The sequence below is a fragment of the Paraburkholderia sp. BL21I4N1 genome (assembly GCF_002973525.1).
GTDB lineage: Bacteria > Pseudomonadota > Gammaproteobacteria > Burkholderiales > Burkholderiaceae > Paraburkholderia.
Map to the genome: position 1 here is coordinate 407,795 of NZ_PVEN01000004.1, position 19,945 is coordinate 427,739.

13 protein-coding genes and 1 pseudogene are annotated in these 19,945 nt (G+C 56.9%); 5 read left to right on the plus strand and 9 right to left on the minus strand.

All coding sequences use genetic code 11. The features are described from left to right. Positions 1-155: 155 nt before the first annotated feature. Together B0G83_RS14290 and B0G83_RS14295 are read right to left on the minus strand one after the other, a co-directional pair. Positions 156-1,316, minus strand: a complete 1,161-nt coding sequence (locus B0G83_RS14290; RefSeq protein WP_105508028.1) for a beta family protein — start codon at positions 1,314-1,316, stop codon at positions 156-158. Positions 1,317-1,332: 16 nt separating this feature from the next. After that, on the minus strand, positions 1,333-2,514 hold the full coding sequence (locus B0G83_RS14295) for an XRE family transcriptional regulator (RefSeq protein WP_219849018.1): 1,182 nt from the start codon (positions 2,512-2,514) through the stop codon (positions 1,333-1,335). Positions 2,515-3,318: 804 nt separating this feature from the next. Here B0G83_RS14295 and B0G83_RS14300 point away from each other — a divergent pair. Next, complete coding sequence (locus B0G83_RS14300) at positions 3,319-4,326, plus strand: hypothetical protein (RefSeq protein WP_105508030.1); 1,008 nt, start codon at positions 3,319-3,321, stop codon at positions 4,324-4,326. On the opposite strand, the gene B0G83_RS38620 is transcribed toward B0G83_RS14300, so the two are convergent. The 4 genes and pseudogenes from B0G83_RS38620 to B0G83_RS14320 form a co-directional block, all read right to left on the minus strand. Beyond that, positions 4,301-4,834, minus strand: a complete 534-nt coding sequence (locus tag B0G83_RS38620) for a hypothetical protein (protein WP_181156857.1) — start codon at positions 4,832-4,834, stop codon at positions 4,301-4,303. The two genes, B0G83_RS14300 and B0G83_RS38620, sit on opposite strands and share 26 nt — an antisense overlap. A gap of 1,974 nt (positions 4,835-6,808) precedes the next feature. Continuing rightward, a pseudogene (locus tag B0G83_RS39125) lies at positions 6,809-7,624 on the minus strand (sigma-54-dependent transcriptional regulator); the annotation flags it as partial. 562 nt (positions 7,625-8,186) lie between these two features. Next, on the minus strand, positions 8,187-8,993 hold the full coding sequence (locus tag B0G83_RS14315; protein ID WP_146120230.1) for a hypothetical protein: 807 nt from the start codon (positions 8,991-8,993) through the stop codon (positions 8,187-8,189). Positions 8,994-9,036: 43 nt separating this feature from the next. Further along, positions 9,037-9,879, minus strand: coding sequence for a hypothetical protein (locus tag B0G83_RS14320; protein WP_146120231.1), 843 nt, complete (start codon positions 9,877-9,879; stop codon positions 9,037-9,039). Between the two features lie 237 nt (positions 9,880-10,116). Here B0G83_RS14320 and B0G83_RS14325 point away from each other — a divergent pair, with 237 nt between their 5' ends. Next, on the plus strand, positions 10,117-10,362 hold the full coding sequence (locus tag B0G83_RS14325; RefSeq protein ID WP_105508035.1) for a helix-turn-helix domain-containing protein: 246 nt from the start codon (positions 10,117-10,119) through the stop codon (positions 10,360-10,362). A 34-nt stretch (positions 10,363-10,396) separates the two neighbouring features. On the opposite strand, the gene B0G83_RS14330 is transcribed toward B0G83_RS14325, so the two are convergent. The 3 genes from B0G83_RS14330 to B0G83_RS14340 form a co-directional block, all read right to left on the minus strand. Then, complete coding sequence (locus B0G83_RS14330) at positions 10,397-10,885, minus strand: hypothetical protein (protein ID WP_105508036.1); 489 nt, start codon at positions 10,883-10,885, stop codon at positions 10,397-10,399. Between the two features lie 2 nt (positions 10,886-10,887). After that, the gene (locus B0G83_RS14335; protein WP_105508037.1) at positions 10,888-11,202 is read right to left on the minus strand and encodes a hypothetical protein; all 315 of its coding nucleotides are present in this window, start codon (positions 11,200-11,202) and stop codon (positions 10,888-10,890) included. A 123-nt stretch (positions 11,203-11,325) separates the two neighbouring features. Further along, positions 11,326-11,907: a hypothetical protein gene (locus B0G83_RS14340; protein ID WP_258167891.1), complete on the minus strand. Its 582-nt coding sequence runs from the start codon at positions 11,905-11,907 to the stop codon at positions 11,326-11,328. A gap of 345 nt (positions 11,908-12,252) precedes the next feature. Between B0G83_RS14340 and B0G83_RS14345 the strand changes: the two genes are divergently transcribed. From B0G83_RS14345 to B0G83_RS14355, 3 genes are all read left to right on the plus strand, one after another. Then, positions 12,253-13,227, plus strand: a complete 975-nt coding sequence (locus B0G83_RS14345) for a phage exclusion protein Lit family protein (protein ID WP_105508038.1) — start codon at positions 12,253-12,255, stop codon at positions 13,225-13,227. A gap of 390 nt (positions 13,228-13,617) precedes the next feature. After that, a complete protein-coding gene (locus tag B0G83_RS14350; RefSeq protein ID WP_374954911.1) occupies positions 13,618-16,668 on the plus strand; it encodes a TrlF family AAA-like ATPase in 3,051 nt (1,016 codons plus the stop codon). A gap of 323 nt (positions 16,669-16,991) precedes the next feature. Beyond that, entirely contained in the window at positions 16,992-19,733 is a 2,742-nt protein-coding gene (locus B0G83_RS14355; protein WP_146120232.1) for a hypothetical protein, read from the plus strand. The last annotated feature ends 212 nt before the right edge of the window (positions 19,734-19,945 follow it).

Below are 19,945 nucleotides of genomic sequence, written 5' to 3' on the forward strand. Positions count from 1 at the left end.
TCCTCGATCTGACGCGGGGATGTCTGATGCTACTTTCTCGTCCAGATTAACGGTTCGTTATTTCAAGACACGCTCCGTGCCTTCAGCGCATCACGCCGCGCTCGCCTTCTAACCTTCAAGGCCGTCGTAGCGACTAGTACCAGTAAGAATGCAGGCTACAGTGGCAATAAGGTCAATTGCGAGGCGACCGGCCCGGCCGGCCGCCGAGTGATGGCGATGCCCCGCACCTTCGCCACGTCCACGACAACTCGCGTTATATGGTGCGTCGTGTTGATTTGCCGCCACGTTGTCGAGTTTCCAGGCCCCTCTAGGCCCTTGGCTGTAGCATAGATGTACGCGTCCGCAGTGGAAAAGTCGGCCTCTGCGAAATGACCACTAGCCACGATCCTGCTGCAGACATCTTGCATAATCTCTTTGTCGGAGCCCGACTTGGCTCCGCGCTCGACCAACCATGCGGTCTCGGTGGTGTAGCGATAGTGTCGAATGGCAGCCGCGCCGCTGCCCCCAAATACCATCTTCGCGCAGTCGGCTGCGTAATCGCCGAATATCATATGTTCGGCTGTTGCGGGGTCAAACTTCACCGCCTGCCGCCAAGCGGCCCACTCGTTGCGTGGCCAGAGCATACTTGAGCCGTGATCTGCTGGATTCTTTTCGGGGTAGTACGTGCCCTGGAAGATGATCTGCTGCCACGGACCAAGGTCTTGCAGCAATTCAAGCGCCCCACCGATAATGGGAGCCACATGTTCCGGCAGGGAAAAGTCGGAATCAAAGAAGTCGGCGATTATCGCGCAGTCGTTCACTTTTAAGCCTAAACGCTCCAAGGCTATGGTCAGAGCTACGCCAAACCCTGGTCCCACCATGTCGCCGGAACGCACACAGATTCCAAACTTTAGCGAGTCGCCGGGGTTTATCGCGGCTTTGAAGCCTTCGATTTCTGCTACCCCGAGATCGCTCAGCATAGCCATGGGGATGCCCTGAACGTGCATGCTTCGTGCACGGGTAAATACCTTGGGCAGCCAGATGGCAAGACTGTCTCTGCCGCACTCGTCGATCAGGTGGGTTAAGTCAATAAAGGCGCGGCGGTCGCACCAATGACGCGCAAGTATTGCCCCGACGTCAGGGACGGCGCCAACTTGAGCAGCTTCATCCGAAGCAAACAATTCGGGATGGGTATCGTCCCGCTCTGCCAGTGGCGGCACGATAAAACGAGGCAAGATGTACGCAGCGACATCTGACGCAAGCTCTCGAACGCCGCCTAGTTCGCCCGCCTTCATACGCAAGGCTGGTGAATAAAGAACTTTATCTAATCCGCCCATCGACCGCCTCCGGGAGTTACGAGAGAAGTTGCTTGCGTACCTTGCCCCGGCCGATCTTGTCCGAGAATAGGGTGTAGTTTTTCCGTTCAAGCCGTATTCGACCAAAAACGATCGCGGGCGAAATACCTAGTTGATCCGCAAAACGTTCGATCGGGTCAGCGGTTTTGGCAATGCGCGCCGGAGAACGCGACCAGACTTCTTCCGGAATCAGCATATTAGCCGCAAACTTGTTGGCTTCATCTTCCAACTCATCGACCTGAGTCGCTTCGACATCGTCAAAAAAACCCGCAGCCAAGCCCGTTCTGTAATGCAAGATCACGTGGGCGACTTCGTGCATCAGCGTAAACCAAAAGTTGTCCAGAAAGTCTCGCAACAAGGTCATGCCGATTACAGGAATATCATCGACCAGAAAAGCTGCGCCATCTACCTTCATACCGGTTATGTGCGGCTCTGCAATCAGGACAATTCCATGCTGCTTGAGTAACTCCTGAGCCCTTAGCGGACCATCATCTAGCTTGCTAAGACGGACCAAATCCACTAACCAAGAAACATCAAGCGGACGATACTTGAGTTTATCCCGCTCGATGATTGCCTTTGCTCGACGCGTGATTTGCGCTTTCCAGGACAATAGAGACCAATCTTCGGAATGGTCCTCGACATTTAACCCGGTCCGCAGCAAAGACGGCGTACCATGCATTTCTACGTGTTCGGCGACGTATCGGACAAGCTGGCTGATGCCGTTTTCATCAGAAGCATCACTTTGCAACCAACCGTTGGCTCGTGCGTGCTTTAGGACCTTTTGGGCTTCGGCTTGTGTCACTTCGAAGGACGGCATCCAGTCCGTGCTCGAAGGCGAACAAAAATCTGCCGACATGCGTAGTGATAGCGCTCGCGCAACTCTTATGTACCCGGCAAGACTGATGCTGCGATAACGGTCAACTTCATATCGCTGAATCGCCTGCTCGCGAAGCCCGAGCTGTCTTGCCAGGTCTTTTTGCGACCATCCTTTTGTTATGCGGGCGACTATCAACAGTTCACCCGGATCGTTTTCTGCTCGCTGTCTCAGAAGCTCAAAATCCCCGTTCTTCGCCCTGTGATAGGCGTCGAGCATTTCAGACAACTCCCGCTTTTCGGAGGTCAACGATCGGCGCACACCGTCAATAACCTCACGCGGCAATCCTTCAACGATGGACTTCAAGACCTGTTCTGAGGACAGTGCGTAACTTATTTGCTCTATTACAGCGGAGACCTCGCGGGCCTGCCGATCGCTGGAAATAATGGGACTAGGTGACATAGAGGAATAGTACACATCAAATATGTTGTGTGTCAATGCTCGGCGAATGACCTCAGCGGGGTAATTAGTCCAACGCCCTCGCGCCCGAGGCGAGGGAAAGCACGGTCAAAAAGATGAAGTTTTGCAAGTACGCTTGTATGCGCCTGAGAAAGCCCCCCCCAGAGACGGAAGGTTGCCGCTTGGCGGTAGTTGATGGCGGTGTTGCATTTGGCTAAACGCCAGCGCCACGGCTGAAACCCAGACAAGTCGTGTGTCGAAACTGTGGCGTAATTCGACAAAGCCGTAACGAAACGATGGCTTAGCCAAATGTAACAGCGGTCCTCCGCGCGCTTCGACGCGCCTGCCGCAATGGCCAAGGCCTTTTCTTTTGTTCGGGGCGGCTGGCGGCATTAGTACGCGGCGGGGTGGAGGGTTGCGGCGCTTTTCGCTGCGCGGCGCCCGCGCTGCTGCCCTGCTGTTTTCGCCAGCGGTGTTGCGCGAGGCGCGCTCAGCCGGTTGACCTCGCCGCCGAGATTCGTTACATTTGCCCACCGGTTCGACCTCCGGTTCGCTCGATAAATTCCGGCCACGTAATTCCATCGAGCGTCACATTGGCTGCGGTAGATCGGCTCTTGCCGATCAAGATGATGGTTTTTTTGCTCATTTCCTAGTCACGGGAAAGGGTGTGGGGTGGCCGGCATGTCCTGAACCAGAACGAGGACTGTGCAAATGTCTGAACGAAACTCATACCGCCTTACCGCGCTTGGCCGCACGTACGACGTGCGCCGCGTGTTCCTGAACAAAAAAGATGACTTCACCGAGGACGTCTCGCGTCCCTCGGGCTGTGACGTATCTTCAGATTCCGCCAAATCGCGCCCCCCGTTCCGCCGTCCGCTGCTGCTGCCCACGTCGCCCTTCGAAGTCGAAAAGATGGATCGAGAAGGCATACTTGAGAAAGCCAGCTGGGTAACGGATACGCTCTTGCTCACCGTCGACGACCTTCCCGTGTCCCGCGCGGAGACGTTGAAGGACCTGCGTGCGAAGGCGCTCGTCGAATTCGAAGGCAGCGAACTGTCGAAACAGCAGATGTACGATCATTACACGCGCAAGCGCTTTGGCATCAGCCACAATGACCTCGTGGCTGAGTTGCGCGAGGCGGTTGTCGAGCGCTTCAATGTGGCTTTTGACGGCATCCTGTACGTGATGCCGATGGAGAGCTGGCGGCAATCCGGCGCGCGTGAAGTCGTGCGCGGGCACGAGATCGCGGCCAGCCGTCAGGTGATTGACGAGATGCTCGAGCTGGCGGGTAGCGGCCACGTTCACTCGCAATACCTCGCAGCGCTGTTGTTGTGCTTTACGCAGCGAGGCTTGAGCAAGCGCAGCGTTGAACTGCTGCTCCAGGCGCATGAGAATGCGCATCCGCAGGCACTCGAAGCGCTGGGCCGCCTCCTGCTCGCTCAGGGTGAGCACCTGAGCGCCATTCAGGCGTCGCTACTTGCGATGCAAGGTGGCTACCCGGACGCAAAGCACACCATTGGCGAGGTGCAGCGTTCGATGACCATGACGGTGGTGATGACGCAAGGCGGCCCCGTGCCAGCCTTTATGGTGATGCTGCACGGTCTCGACGACAAGTATCAGGCTCTCGCGCGCACGTACTTCCCCGATTGGTTCCCGAGCGAAGCGGATCGCGCCGCAGCGTTCTTCAGTCGCTTCACCAAGGGTGACAGCCATGTGTGATCACCCGGACCATCAAGCCGAGCCCGACGAAGCCGAGGAAGCCGAGGAAGCCGAGGAAGCCGAGGAAGCGCAGTGTCGCGTATGCGGGTGCGAAACGGGCGAGGCGGATTTCGAACGGATCGACGACGAGTTCAACCCGCGTAACCCGATGTGTCCTGATTGTCAGTCTGAGGCGCGTTTGCGCAGCCAGACCTGCGAGTTCTGCGACGAGCCTGCCGAGTACGAGACGGACGCTGGGCCTCTGTGCGATGAACATCACTCGCAGTACGTCGATGGCTTCATAGGCCGCGACTAGCAGCAGGGCCGCCAGAAGGCGGCCCTTTTCTTTTTGTGCCGCCAGCACGCCTTCTCTCGCGCAACCGCTGGTGCAAAACGTCCAACCCTTTTCTTTGTCGTACGAGATGGCCCAAACGCCCCGGACGAGCATGATCGCCGCAACGACGATCAGCAGAAGAACGACTGCGAGAACGACGGGGTTCTTCAGCAGATCCCCAACGATGTCCCACATCGTTCTGCCCGTGTGTGGCTTATTCCCCCTTGGTTAGACGCCATACGGAGCTCCTTGAATCGGTTTCCGAATCTTTAACGTCTACCACCTATTCTCACCACGCTGGCCGGACCGTTGTCGATCCCCAGGCGAATCCACCACGACTGAACCATTTCTGCTTCGCCTGCTCCCTCAACTTTAAGCCGTTACACGCAAAGCTTGCAATGGCTGTGGACGGCTGCACTTGAATGCAAATAGCCGCCCTCTATCCTCGCCGCTTTTGTATCTGGCTAAACGCTACTCAGCCATCCAACCCACCTTGATCTGCGCAAGCACCACGTTCACCTTGTCGATCACAGATTGCTCGACTTGGCTTCCATCACCAATCTCCACGGTCACGCGGATGCGAAGTGCTTGTCCCGCCGTCGCCTCACGCAATGCGTCGATGTTGTCGGCAAGGTCCTGGACCTCGTGAGTCTGAAGATCGGCACTCGCAGCCTTCGAACCGTTGAGCTTCGGCAATGAGGGCGGCTTCACCCCGTTCTTGCTGACACGAATCTTGATCGCCGATGCCCCGCCCATATCGCAAGGCCACGATGCCGAATCGAGGGTGCGCTCGATCAGGCCCAAACGGAATGCCTCGTCGAGCGCCTGAAATGTACGTGCCCATGGCAGAGGCTTGCCGAAATTGGCCGAAAGAGCGCCGTGGATCAGATGTACCGTGCTTTGTCCGCCAGACCACGCCGCAGGAAGCTGATCTTGCAGCAGATCGACGCTGGAGAACGTCGGCGGCGGCGCAAGCAGTTGCGCCGACTCGCTTACGAATCCGGCCGGGACGTCCTCACCCAACACGCTGATGGTGCCGTTGACCAGCCAGACGCGATTCGATTTCACCGCTCCCGCCACCGCAGCCGCAATGGCCAACGGTTCGGCTGCCGGAATCAGCACGTTCTCGGTGTAGCCGCCTTTGTCAACTTCCACGAAGTGCTTGCCGGAGAAGTACTCGCTGATGTCCGCCAACGTGATCGCGTCTGTTTTCCACAGACCGTTCAGGATGCCCGGTGCAAGGAGCGCCGCATCCAGCTCCATCAGGGCCGCGGCATCCGACAGCGCCACTTCCAGACTGGAATCCTGAGTCGCCGTGTCGTCGGGCCGACTCTTCCAGAACGTACGCACCGACTTGTCGGCCCGCGTCACGCGCAACACAAAATCGCCCGCTTCGCAGCCTTGCAGCAGAGTTTCCAGAATCGCCGAGCGGTTGAGCATCTTCGGCAGCCTGGCAGTGGCTGCGAACGCGCCGACTAAATCTTTCACGAAGCGCGCCTTGTCGCCCGCAGCCCACAGATCGAACGGGCCGCCGGGCAGCAGTGCCTCGGCATTCACTGCCGTACTCTCGATACGCAGCCGCTTGTCGGCCGCCATCTTGGCGAACAGCGGATCGTTGTCGACGTTGATTCGGTAAGCCGCCACGTCATTGGAGTCGTTCACCGTGACGGCGATGCAATACGCCATCACGATCTGCGACACCATCTCGCCGCGAGCCGCGCGCAGATTGCCTTCGAGACGGGTCGTTGCCGCTGTGTCAATGTCGGTGCGCTCCTTCAGCATTTCGCGCACCTTTTCCCAGCCCAACAGGTCGCGCACTTTCTCTCGAGCAACTTCGATCCCGTCACCGGACGGCACGGCCAGTACCACGGCATTGCGGTTCTGGGCGCGCGGCTTGTCGGGGCCGGTGGTTTCGTCGATGAAGCGCCGCGCCTCCGCGCTCGGCTTGCCGTTCGATGCAGCCTTTGGGCCCAGCACGGCGTAGTGGAACTCGCCATCGTCCTCGATATCCGCAGGGCGCGCAGGCAGCAAATTCACTTTCGCGCCCGCGCCGCGCGCGCCCTCGGTCAGCTTGCTGGCACCGCGAATTTCCTTCTCAAGCACCTCGTCGACCAAGCTCGCGCTCACGTTCTGCCGCGCGTCGTGATGCATCTGCTTGAGGTTCGGCTTCGACCCCAAGCGCTCAACCTTCTGTTCCTGCAGGAACCGAAGCAGGCTCGCCTGGCTTTCCAGAGGCAAGTCTCCGATTTCGTCAAGAAACAGCGTGCCGCCGTTGGCGGCCTCGACCCGGCCGATCTTGCGCTGGCTGGCGCCAGTAAATGCCCCCTTCTCGTAGCCGAAGAGTTCCGACTGCATGAGGTGGGGTGGAATTGCGCCGCAGTTAATTGCAACGCAAGGTTTTTCGCGACGTCGGGAGCGTTCATGAATCGCGACGGCGGTCAGTTCCTTGCCGGTGCCTGACTCGCCCGAGATGAAAACCGGTGCGTCCGTTGTCGCGACTTTCCGGATCGAGCGGAACAGTGCAATCATGGCCTCGCACGAACCCACCATTTCGCCTTCACTAGCGGGCGTCGCTGAATTCGACAAACTACCTGTAACAGCGTCGGTTAAAAAAGCCATGCCCCACGCGTGGCCAACCGCGGAGGCGACGCGCGCCGGGTCGACAGGAATCGTGAAGTAGTCGAAACAGTAGTCACGAACCAGCCGTCTGAGTGACGGCTCTTCTATTTGTCCAGGTGCAACGATGGCGATCCAGCAGACGCTTGGACGTGCAAGAGCGGATTCAACTCCGGCGATGTCGTGCGGTTGACTACCGTCGGCAAGATCAAGAAGCCCCGCCGCCATCGGAGTCGAACGGGCCGCGCGCACTGCATTGCGGCCCGACTCAGCCACGTCAACGGTCCAGCCGCGCTCGCTCAAGGCTGCCAGGACACTCGCGTCGGCATGTTGTGATAGATAGATCAATCGTCTTGTTGAGGTTGCCATCCCTTCGCTCCCTCAAGCTGCATAACCGAAGCGGCCGCGCACACGACTGGCATCTGCGGTCGCGATACAGTGTGCCCAAGCAGCGCCATCTCCTGGCAGCGGTGTTTTCTCGTCTCGCGAATATTCGTTTTGCATATTTTTCCTTTTTTTTTCATAAACTGAAGGTAACGCTTATTCCGGACTGGCGTACGAAGCTGGTACGGAGGCCAGACGCGATAACAATCCATAAACGCAAAAGCCAAGGCGAATGCCCTGGCTTTTTATTGGTTGTGAATTGGAATGAAACTTTGGTCGCCGGCACGGATTAAAACCGGGACTCGTGAAACGCATTTTTAACGGTGCGCCGGTACCACTTCGGGAGAAGCGATTCGCTAAAATTCACGTTGAAAAAGGCCTGCTCGGGAAACAGGTGTCTCTTTGCGGTCGATCTGGGTTTTGGGCGCAAGCAGCAGAATCGAAAGTTCGAGCTACCCGGGCAAGTGAGCTTCCGACGCGATTGGTGAGCCCGCGACGAGCAGTTGAATGAATACGCCAGTGTTCGTATCGGATCGCAGTCGTCCTTCTATTTGGCGGCGACCGGCTGCCCCGTCAGCCAGTTATTGATGTCATCCAGCACCTGCCGTTCGATACCCAGGTAGCCGTGCGGCGAATGAGCACCACATTGCTCGCCTCGCTCACCGGCTCCCTCTGATGATTCGACTTCGACGTAATCGAAGTCACTTCGCTTGGCAAAGCGCTTGCCAGAGAAAGCTGGAGAGGACACGCAGCCATCGTCGGCGTTAGAGACGATCAGCACCCGGTGGTTCTCACTCTTCACGCTTTCAAAGTCAAGACTGGCGAGACTAGGGCTGCCCTTGTGGGGAACGGTCACCGGCGACGTCAACACGAAGGCGTCGGCGAGCGTCCGATCGCGGTCTAGTGCGTTGCCCACCGACATGGTTCCGGCACTCGTGCTGACCAGTGCAATCTTCGAGTTCGGAAAGCGCTGGCGAAGGGCGGTCACGACCGCTTGCGTATCCGTGAACGATTCCTTGCTCAGCCGGAAGGAATCGTCGATGCCGTTCGGATGATCGGACGGCGTGTCGACCAGTGCTACCGCGTCTCCCTGCTCAATCCAGTGGTGTGCCGAGCGGATCACAAAATTTCCCCTGAGCGTCGTCGCGCCGGTGGCATCCAGATGAAGGGATCCCGGCGTGCCGCCGAACAAGGCGATCACCCACGGCGGGTTCGACGACGACGACTCGACGAAGATGCTCTGCGTCACGCCGTCCCGCGTCGGGAATGTCACGAGGTCGCCGTGATCGAGCGGGGCCGCATACGAATGGACAACGGCAAGGTAAGCTGCCAATGCACAAAGGATTCGTTTCATGAATGCGTTTTCTCGCCGTATAGGAGAGTTGGCAGGCAACGTGTCATTTGCCGCCAACGTGCCGGCCGTACGGGGAATTGCCATAAACTGCGATCGGCGGGCCCGATGGACCTCGCGTTGAGAAAGGAACTGAATGCGCTACCGGCCCTGGCAGTGAAGGCGAGACGCCCCGCGCTTCCGTCGCATCGGCTGCTGCCACGGTGTCAACGTTTCGGAGCGCAGCAGCATGTAGCCGTCGAGCGCTAACGTTGTCGGGCTCGATTTCCAGGATTGCTTCAGTGGTTGCCGCAGCATTCTGATACTGGCCTGTGTCGAACTGTTGCTCGCCCTGCGCCAGGAGCGCCTGCAGCTTCATGGACAAGTCCTGCCCGATCTCCGAGTCCTGCGTATCGCCAGTTCCTGCGTTATTCGCGTCCGTGGCTGACGTGGCTGGCGGCACTTCAACGTCCGATTGCCGGGTAAGTGGCATAGCGTTGCTCACCGGCTCATTTGTCGAGCCTGTTGCCACGTTGGGCTGCATCTGATTTTGCGAGGAACCCTGCGGCGTGGCCGCTGGTGCGACAGTCGGAATGCTGTGACGACCAGCCAGTTCCAAAATCTTTTGATCTACAACAGCTGCGTAAGGCGCAAGCGCATGATGCGCCAACAGAACGAGCGCCGTTACACCGAACAGTGCGGGTGTCACGACAGCCACCATCAGGGGCCCCCATGCTGCCCAGCTCGCTTCGGCTACGATGCGCTTGTCTCCCGCGAGGTATCGACGATATCTCCGTTGCGAAGCGAGCACATCCCCGTGTTTCGGGTTCAGATAATCGTTTTCAAGCTTCCTTAAACCTGCCCCATAAAACAGCCGCGCCACGATGCCGCGCTGTCTCAACTTTTCCACGGTATACGGCAAGTCTTCCCCCGGGAAGTCATGCGGTGCCCTATCCATCCTCATATTGTTCCCCGATAACGTGCTGACGATATGGTTTCGGCCAGCCCCGCCGGGACCGCCGCAGCACGACCATTCGCGCACTGGTTCTGATCTCTGAATTGTCACTCATAGCGCGGGTAATCATAGAGCGTGTCCCTAAGCAGGTCAAACCCATACGCTAGTGAGTCTTTCAATACGAAATCCCCGATGGATTACGACCCGCTTGCGCTGTTCGGAAAGCGCCTGATCGAACTTCGCAAAGAGCTCAACTGGTCGCAGGAACACCTTGCCCTTGAAAGCGGCCTCGCCCGCTCATATCTGGGCGAGGTCGAACGGGGCAAGCGCAACATCGCGCTCATCAATATCTGCGTGCTCGCGCACACGCTTGGCGTAGCGCCCTCCGAGCTGCTCGACTTCGGCGCGCCAGTGCCGAAGCCAGCCAGGAAAAAGTAGAGCGGCAACGACTAAACGATTGGCGCGGACAGTTTCATGCGCCCCGCTTGGCATATACCTCCAGGAACCATTGAATTTCAGGCAGGCTGGTTCTGACGTAGTCCTGCGGCCCGACCCAGTAAGCCGGATCGATCACGTACGAAATCACGACGCTTTCATCGTGGCTTGCGCGGGCGCGGTGGAACAACACGTGCCGGCCGAGATTCGTTTGATCGTCGTAATCCACGAGCGCAAACGCCAGATCGGGTATTTCGCTGACCGACGCCGGCTCTTCGTACATGCCCGTGTCGTATCCGTAGTGCGCGAGCAGTCGCGCGATGAAGTCGCCGGTTATCCAGTAAGGACCGTGCACTGGATGCCTGAACCGCTCGATTGCAACATTGCGCACGGCTTCGAGGGTTGTGCCACAGATCATGGCGATTACCGCGAACGAGCAATCGAAGTCGCCGCTTTGCTGCACGCGTCGGAACGCTGGCACGAACCCGGCTCCGGTCATGGTGACGGTGGTGGGGATGGCCGGCATGGTCAATACTCCGACGGGAAAAGCAGGGTTGTCACGCTGCGGTCGGCTTCGGTGATGACCCATATTCGCGGCCCCTTCACCTCGAAGCTCGACAGGATGCGCGAGCCATGCCGGACGGCCAGCCAGTTCGACCTTGCATCTTCGGGTGGCACGTCACCCCAGTCGCCGGTAGCGTGCCGCCTGAGAAACGGGTCGGCTGCAATGCCGTGGTGTTCGAGATGGGCAAGTACCCCGCGTGTTGCAACAATCTGCCCGAGCCGAAACAAGGGTTGCGGCGGCTGGTTCGGGCTGTGTGAAGCTGAACAGGTGCAGGACATAAGATGCTCCGTAGTGGAAGAAGCCCGCCACCGGAAACCACCGGGTCCGTGAACGCGAAAAGCCAGGCTTGACGCTCTGGCTTTCGTTGCAACCGGGACGGGAAAAGTTAATTGCTGACGGGATTACTTGGCGGCCCCGGCTTTGGCGTTCATCGCGTGGATGCCTATCGCCCACGTACCGGCGATGCTCTGGAAGTTAGTACGAACCCGGTCGGCAGGTTTGCACCACAAAGCCGGATCCAATGCATATTCGACGGTCGCGCCGGGGGCGTGCGACGCCTTTCTCGCGCGGTGGAAAAGGATGTGCCGCCCGACCTCCATTTCGGGGTTGTAGTCGACCAGCAGGAAAGCGACGTCGGGGATATCAGCCACACGACCAATCTCCTTGTACACGGTCGCGACGAACCCTAGTTGTGCAAGCAGCGCTGCAATCTGTGTCTCGCCAAGGTAGTACGGGCCTCTCGCGGGATGCTTTGTCTTTGCGATAGCGATGTCCCGCACTTCTTCGATTTTCTTCCCAGAGAGCATCGCGGCACATGCGAAGACGTCGTCAAAATCGTTGGTCTGCGCGACGAACGGAAACGCGGGTGAGAATGTTGTCGGGGTGCTCTCGACCGTCGTTGGAATGGTAATGGCAGGCATGGAAGCTCCGTTAAAACGCAAAAAGAAACCACGCAGCAACGCCTGCCTGGCGGCATCGGACATTTTCAGTGGATCAGGGAGAGAAACTCGAAGCGAAATCCGGCCAAATTCCAGCGGATTTGCTCAGGCATGCGCTGCGGCGCGAGCGGCGAGCCGAAAACCCGTTTTTAGTCGGTTTTTTGGTCGTATTGTTATTTTACCAGGGCTAAATTACACCCTCAACGCTAAATAACTTTGGTGGGGCACGCCAAAAAGAGCCGACACGCGTCGTCAGAATGCAGGAAAATTCGGGGCTTCGCATTGCGTGCCCAAGTAGATTCTCACGGAGGGTGAATAGACGCCATCGGCGGCCACGTTCATACCTTGCACGAAAACCCTGAATTTCCACTATTTTGGCCAGAGCCCGCGATGCGATCCCCTATTCTCGCCCTTCAAGGCAATATGCTGCACGCATTCGAAAATCCCAATGGGAGTGCCGTCAAACTACTCGAAGACGCGGCCGCAGAGGGGATTGTCAGTCCCGAGATCGATTTGATCATCGACGAACTGCCGCCTATGACACCTAGTGTTAGCCGACAAGTCGGTGAGGCAGCTCGTATCCACCTTCATATTACACAGCTCGAGTTGATGTGGGCGTTCGTGTACGGCTGGGTCGTCTTATACGAAGAAGCGGTCCAGCGTCCTTGGATGGAGAACCGCTACAATGGACGAATCCTTCTCGAAACAACGCTCACGCAGCGCGCGGCAGCCCTTTTGGATTGGGCAACGGGGTTGCGGACGACTTACCGTGCATGGCCAGACCGATTCCCGTCTCCAAGATACGCATTAGACGATCAAGAATATGAGTATGCCTTGAAGGTCAACGGAATCTTCCAAAGCGCCGTTGCGTTTCTACTGTTTCATGAGTTTGGACACGTCACCCAGCGACACCTTGACGCCATAATCCGGAACGACACCGATGCGGGAGCGCTCGCAACCGCGATTGCGATGGAACGAGAAGCTGATGATTATGCCTTTCGCATACTGCTATCTGGCAACGACGATGAGGCGACGCGTCGCACAAAAGGATGGGCCGTTTTGTCGCCTGCCTTGTCGTCAATGTATCTAGTCGACGGTCGCGCTCGTGTGTACCAGGCCAGGCACCCTCACTTGCACCACCGCGTACAGGGCATTTTGAGCAAGCTGAATTTCCACGAGGATAGAAATCGCTTCTACTATCATTACCTCCGCGCAACAATCTTGCGGACATTTGATCGGGCATACGCCCTGAAACGTGGCACCCAGTTATCGCCCGAGTTGTTCGAGACCGCAGACGAGGCATTCGATGCTGAAATGGATGACTTGGACGTTTTCCTTCGTTCTGGCATGAAGGCGCCGAGATGACTTGCTTCTGGACGCGATCGTCGCCGTGGAAATATCAAAGAGACCACATGGAAGAATAACTCAACATGGTGCCTCCAATTGTTGCGGCATGTGCCTCCCTTAGCGCGTAATCACCCGCTGTTGATGTAGTGCCAGCTCAGACGGCCGTTCAAGTTCAGTTTAGGCTGCAGGGAAATCCGCAATGCAGCAATCCTAGCGTCGTGTCGTTAACGCCACTTGGCGCCAATGTATCGTTGGCATCTGCGGCCATGAACACCGCAGTCCAACTTGAACGCGGCAGAAACGATAACCCTTGGACGATGGTGCAGATAACGCAAGCATCGCTCAGCCGTAAGTACTGTGCTTTGATGCCCTTTTGCCTCAGGCAGACATAACGTGAGACCATAAAAAATGAACAATAATCGAACACCTGAAGGATCCATTTGGCGCTTGTGGGATTTCCACTGTCACACTCCTGCCTCCTACCAGTGGAAAGGGCAGAAACTGCGTGGATTGCAGGGCCCAGCACGGGACCAGTTGATCTCTCAGATGGTCCAAGCATTGGCGAACGCAAGCCCCGACGTCTTCGTCATCATGGACTATTGGACCTTCGATGGTTATTTGGCAATCGTGCATCACTTTCGGAGTCATCCGACGTCGTTGGCAGGAAAGACTGTGTTCCCCGGCATCGAGTTGCGCGTCGAGAGCTCGCTTGACCAGCGCTTAAATGTTCACCTAGTGATCGACCCGAAGGTCAGCCCCCAAACGCTTCACGATGTGCTGGCGGCGCTAAAGGTCAACCTCAAGAAAGGCGACCGGTCCCTGAGCGACGACTGCCTCGTCCAGCATGCGAGGGAGTTAGGTCCGGATAGGTTGGCCAAAGGTAGTTACGATGCCGCGAGGGTCGCGAGCGACGACGAGTATGCGCTGCGGGTGGGTTGGGAGACTGCCATGGTCACGCAGGAGTCGCTGAAGGCAGCATTGACAGTGCTGGGGGGCCAAGGCCTATTGCTCATGCCGTGGGACACGTACGGAGGACTGCGCGAAATCGATTGGGTAGCGCATTACACGGAAGTCCGTCGACTGAGGTCGGCCGCAGACATTTTCGAGTGCAAGGACGAGGGTAACCGACAGGCCTTCCATGGCGTCAAATCGCCCTTGAACGAAAAGTACTTTGACAACTTCTGGGATTCACTGGATCAGAAGACACGCCTTTGCGTACGCGGCACCGACGCCCACAGCTTCGGTACCTACGGAGTGTTTCCCAGTGGAATGAAGACTTGGATCAAGGCAGAGCCAACCTTTCAGGGACTTCGGCACGCGATCAAAGAGCCCGTCTTTAGGTCTTATGTTGGCGAGATTCCTCCCAAAAAGGCTTACGTTCAAAGCAACGGGCGGCTGTTTATGCGGCGTCTGCAGCTTGCCACCAAGCCGAACGCGAAAACCGAGGAGAAGTGGTTCGACGGCACGGACCTCGAACTGAACCCCGACCTTGTCGCCATCATTGGCAACAAAGGTTCCGGGAAGAGCGGCCTCGCCGAGGTGCTAGCGCTGGCGGGCAACTCGAAGGCACACGACTTCTTTACATTTCTCGTGGACAACCGCTTCAAGAGCGGGAACACCCAGCGGGCAAGCGCCTTTGAGGCGACGCTCACCTGGCGGAACGGCGACGTGACCCAAGCGACCCTCAACCAGGTCGCAAAGGCCGATCTGCCAGAGCGGGTCAAGTACATCTCTCAGATCTACTTTGAGGAGCTGTGCAATGAACACGTAGCGGGGCGCTCCGACCGGTTCGGCGCAGAAATACGGAAAGTGCTCTTCTCTCATTTGGACCAAGCGGAGCGTGGCAGCCACCAGAACTTGGATGAGTATCTTGCTGCCAAGGAACAACCTGCCAAGGAGCGCATAGAACAGCACCGCGCCAACCTTCGGAAGATTGGCTCACAGCTCGCTGAGCTGGAGCAACAGTCCAGCATGGCACATGAGAACGAGCTCAAGGAAAAGCTCGCTTCCAAAGAATTGGAGCTACGAGACCTGGAGACCAAGAAGCCCGCCGAGGTCAGTCAACCTGCCGAGGCATCGCTAGCCCCGCCTAGCGCCGAGTCGCTGCGTCTTACCAGCATCGCTGAGCGGCTTTCCTTACTTGAAGTAGCATCAACCACCGGTGACGTAAGCAAGCGCACGCTGACCGAGCGGCGCAACGTGACGGCTAGCGTGGCTGAGCGCTTGGAATCGTTCGAACAGCAAGCCACCCGTACCGAGAATTCGCTGCGAAGCGAACTTCTGGCCGTCGGCGTTGACCTCGCCGAACTCGTCTCGGTGCAAACCAAACGCGGAGAGCTGCTGCTGCTCGTCCAGAAGCTCGATAAGGATTTGCTGCAGCTAAACGCCGAAGAACAAGCCCGAGCCACGGAGCGGGGGTCACTCGTAGAAGAGCGAATCCAACTGCAACAAACGCTCGATCTGCCTAACAAAGCGTACCAGGAGTACGTCGTTGCCCTCGAACTATGGGAGAAGGCCGTCAAAACCCTTGTCGGCGTCGCAGACGAGGCGGACACCATCGCGTTTTACAAGTTCCGCCTACAAGAACTTGCAGAGATTCCAAATCGTTGCAGTGAACTTGAAGGCCAGCAAGATGCGCTGGTCCGCATGATCCACGCTGAGTTGACAGCAGTGGCGCATGCCCGTCGACCGCTCTTCGCTCCTGTGGAGCAACTCGTAGAAACTGTTCCGGGAGTTGCAACCGAACTCAGGGTTGGTTTCCAAAGTGGGCTGTTCTTCGATCCTCAGGCCTTCGCGGAGAAGTTCTTTTCGCTCATCAAGCAAAACACCGGCGGCTTCCGCGGCGATGATGAGGGGCCTCAAAAACTTTTGAGAATGCTCCGTACCATCGAGTTCGATGACGCTACAAGCGTATCCGCCGGTATGAGGGCGATTCGCACGGCGATCACTGGGGCCGGACAGCCTGGATCCGCCCTGCAGCAAATCCTACGAGCCAAGGTAACTGCGGAGCAGCTGTACGAGCACTTGTACGATTTGCGGCAGCTTGAGGCCAAGTTCTCGCTGAGTCTTGCGGGTACGACCATCCAACAGATGTCGCCGGGGCAACGGGGAGCGTTGCTGTTGATATTCTATCTTTTGGTGGACACGGATCCGACGCCGCTCATCCTTGACCAACCCGAGGAGAATCTGGACAACCAGACTGTCTACTCTATGTTGGTGCCCATTATCCAACGAGCGAAGGAGCGGCGGCAGATCATCATGGTCACCCACAACGCGAACCTCGCGGTGTGTTGCGACGCCGAGCAAATCATACATGCCGAGTTCGACCGCGCAGATCGGTTCGCGCTGAAGTACAAGGCCGGTGCCATTGAGAGCGCAAACCTTAACAAAGCGGTGATGGACGTGCTTGAAGGAACGACGCCGGCGTTCGATAACCGGCGCGACAAATACCATCAGTAATTGAGTGCGAAGAATCGCGACGGTCATCGCAGAACGTTGGATCGAGATATGTATAGAAAAACACATCGCCCCAAATTGCTATTTGAAGACGCGTTGAGCGCCTTCATTGCGACGGAGATTTTGATAGCCTCTAATCATGCGGGTTGAACAATCAAGTACGGCACTACAATCTTCCACGGCCATGAAGGCACATTGACTCGATCTACTGGAAGAAAACCTAATGGATGGGATTGGAGTACCCGCAGAACGCCGGCTACAGTGACCCCTTTCACTCTATCCGCGCCCTATGGCCTATACACAATCGCAGTCACAGCCGAACTGACATGATCAAAAATTCCTTCGATTTCCTAACACAGAAAATCGCTGACAAGCTTCGCTTGATTCAAGCTCATACGTTGCAAGCATTAGCGGAAGATATGGCCATGATCGCATGCCCGGGCCGCTTCAATGAACGCGTCCTCTACCGACAAGGTCGGAATGCAGATGCGCAAACGACGAAAGGATGGCCCGACGCATACGTCGTCACGGGTGTAGATACAGTTGACGGCATTGAAGCGACTCGCGACAAGCAAAGCTGGCACAAGCATCTTGAGGAAGATGTCAAGAAAGCTTCCGACAATGAATATCTTAACCTCTCAGGTTACTTCTTTGTTGGCGGCTACCCCGACCATGAGCCCCCTAACGCGGACATTACCGACTGGACAAATAAATTCATAGCATTGGGCGTACCCCCCAGCAATATTCAGCTGCTCATTGGAAAACACCTAGCGATGGAGCTTTCTGATCCCAAATACGCTCGGATACGTCAGGAATATCTCGGACTTGCGTCATCGGGTCAGTATTTTGAAGCCCTTGAGCAAAGCCTTGTTGCTGCAAACGCACGTGGTCTCGTACACTTATCCGCAAAAGACTTCAAAGAAAATCGCGTATTCAAACCTCCAGTAATGGAAAGAGCGATCACTGGTCTTCTTGACGATGGTTGCATTCTGATCAGAGGCCATGGCGCTTGTGGGAAAACTACGCTTGCTCAATCGATCGGCTCGGATAGCCGGTTTGCGTTGTCCCCCGTATTTCTACTCGATCTTGCGCGACTGAGCGGCGGCGTCACTAGCGGCGAACTCACGAATGAGATGATTGACCTCTCCGGCAAAGACGTCCTACTGATAATTGACAACGTACATATCGACGAGCGTACATCTGAGATCATCCTAAATCAGTGGAGGAGGCACTGTGCCCCGCTCGGAGCAAGACTTATGCTACTGGGTCGCGAAACACATTCGACCAGTGGCACACCACTTGGCTCAATCGCCCCGCTTGTGCTACGCGCGGGCACTTTTGAGCTTGAAGGAATCGTCAAATGTGTGCTGCAACAGAACGCGATATCGCCGCCCAAAATCCCTCGCCAAGAGATTCGGAAGTGGGTTGAGACCTTTGGAGGCAAATCGAGACAGCGAGACGTCGCCGTCGACCTGCTAGCGTTTAGCGCTGCGGTGCAGCGTCGTACCAGACAGCTTTTGTTGCAAGATTGGCGATTAACGGCGAAGGATGCCGTGGATGCCGTGCGTGATCGATACCTTGACCCGCTCTTGGACAAGAGAGACATGGCGAACGTATTGCGAGTGGCTGCGCTGTCAGAGTACGAGTTGCCCGTTCCGATCCGCGCGCTACCTTATCCAGAAAAAGGACTGGCGACCTTAGTAACCGAGCTTGGAATTGCTTTTATACATGGCGAAACTGTTTCTTTAGCTCATGCGGCATTAGGTCCTCTTCTCCTTGCGGCCGCCGTTTCAGCCGAACCAGATAGGGAGAGACTCGACGCGGTACGCTTATCCCCGGCACTCGGTTTCCGAATGTTGCTGCGCCGTATCTACCCGCATCTACGAAAGAGCATCCTCGCCGCCCTGCGCCAAGTGGTAGAAGGGGATCGCTGGTGGGAGGCCTGCGAAGGATTGCACGATGTTGCAACCGTGCTCACTGGCCGCATTCGCATGCTTGAAGAATCCGCCACGACGATCGACTCAACAGTCAGCTCACACTCGAAATTTCGCGAAATCGTAAATGAATCGCGTAGTTTAGAGACACTGAGCGCGTTTGCAGGCCGAGTACGTTCGCTGAAACTAGGCCAAACGGCAGATGCAACGTTGAGTAGTGCCGACCCGCAGCAATGGAAGGCACTCGAGATGAATCTATTGCTGGCTCGCGCAGGTGAAGCTCTGTCCTTTTTCAAGAACATCAAGAATCCCGGCGAGGTTGCGGCCAAAGTTGATCTTTCGCAATGGAATCGTGCGCGCCGCACAAGCGCCGTAGATCGAGCTTCCGCCACGTCTCAACTTGTACGTTATTTGGAAAATCTCGGCCAACATCGACTGTCCCAAGAACCAGCATTACATTTTCTCGAAAATTTCAGCCTTGACAACCTGCACGCTTCAGACCTAGGTGACATATCGAATATCATCCGTGCTGCCCACGCTCCGGAAGAGGTGGTATCTATCTTTTTCACGAAGCTCCGGGAAGCAAACTGGCTCGGGAAGACGTACCTTGAGACGCGCTCTGGACAGATATGCGGAGCGCTAATGTCCTTTAGCAATACATTGACCGAACGAATTCGGATGGAAATCCTGATTCCAGAAGTCGAAACGCGAATGGAGAAGGAACTTAGTCAATTAGATAACACCAAGAAGCGCGACGTGGCGCGGTTCGTATGCATGTTAGGCGGTGCTACAACACTGTGGAGCGATCGCATCAGAATCGGACCTTGGGCGTGGCCACATGATCAGAACATAACAGAAGTATTTGCGTCGCAATACGCATCGCGGGACCCCGAGCAGGATCATGCGCGTGATTTGGGAATGTATGAGCTTCAATTTTGGTGTGGTATGAAGTGGCTTACCGACATGGGACGTGCACCGCTGTCCACAGTGGACGCGTCTGTCGGAGCGGCCTTCCTATATCGATTGAGCCGAAGTACACCTCCGACTTCCCATGCGAGAGCTGTCCGAGAAGATCTGCTCAAATGGCTCGAGGTCTGCCGAGACCGAGGATGGAATTTATCAAACGCCTTGTGAAATTACGTCGAGGCGGAGAGATCCACACCCGTCTACCCACGTCCCGCTACAGACAGTGCAGCCTGACGGTATTTCTGACGGTATACTGATGACTTTTCGTCACCTCGCCCATGCGGGGCACGTGTTTCTCGCCAGATTCAACATAATTGCGCGGTATGTGGAAAGGATGCTTGGGGCGTCGCAGGACGGCCGTAATCCCGCGCAATAATTCC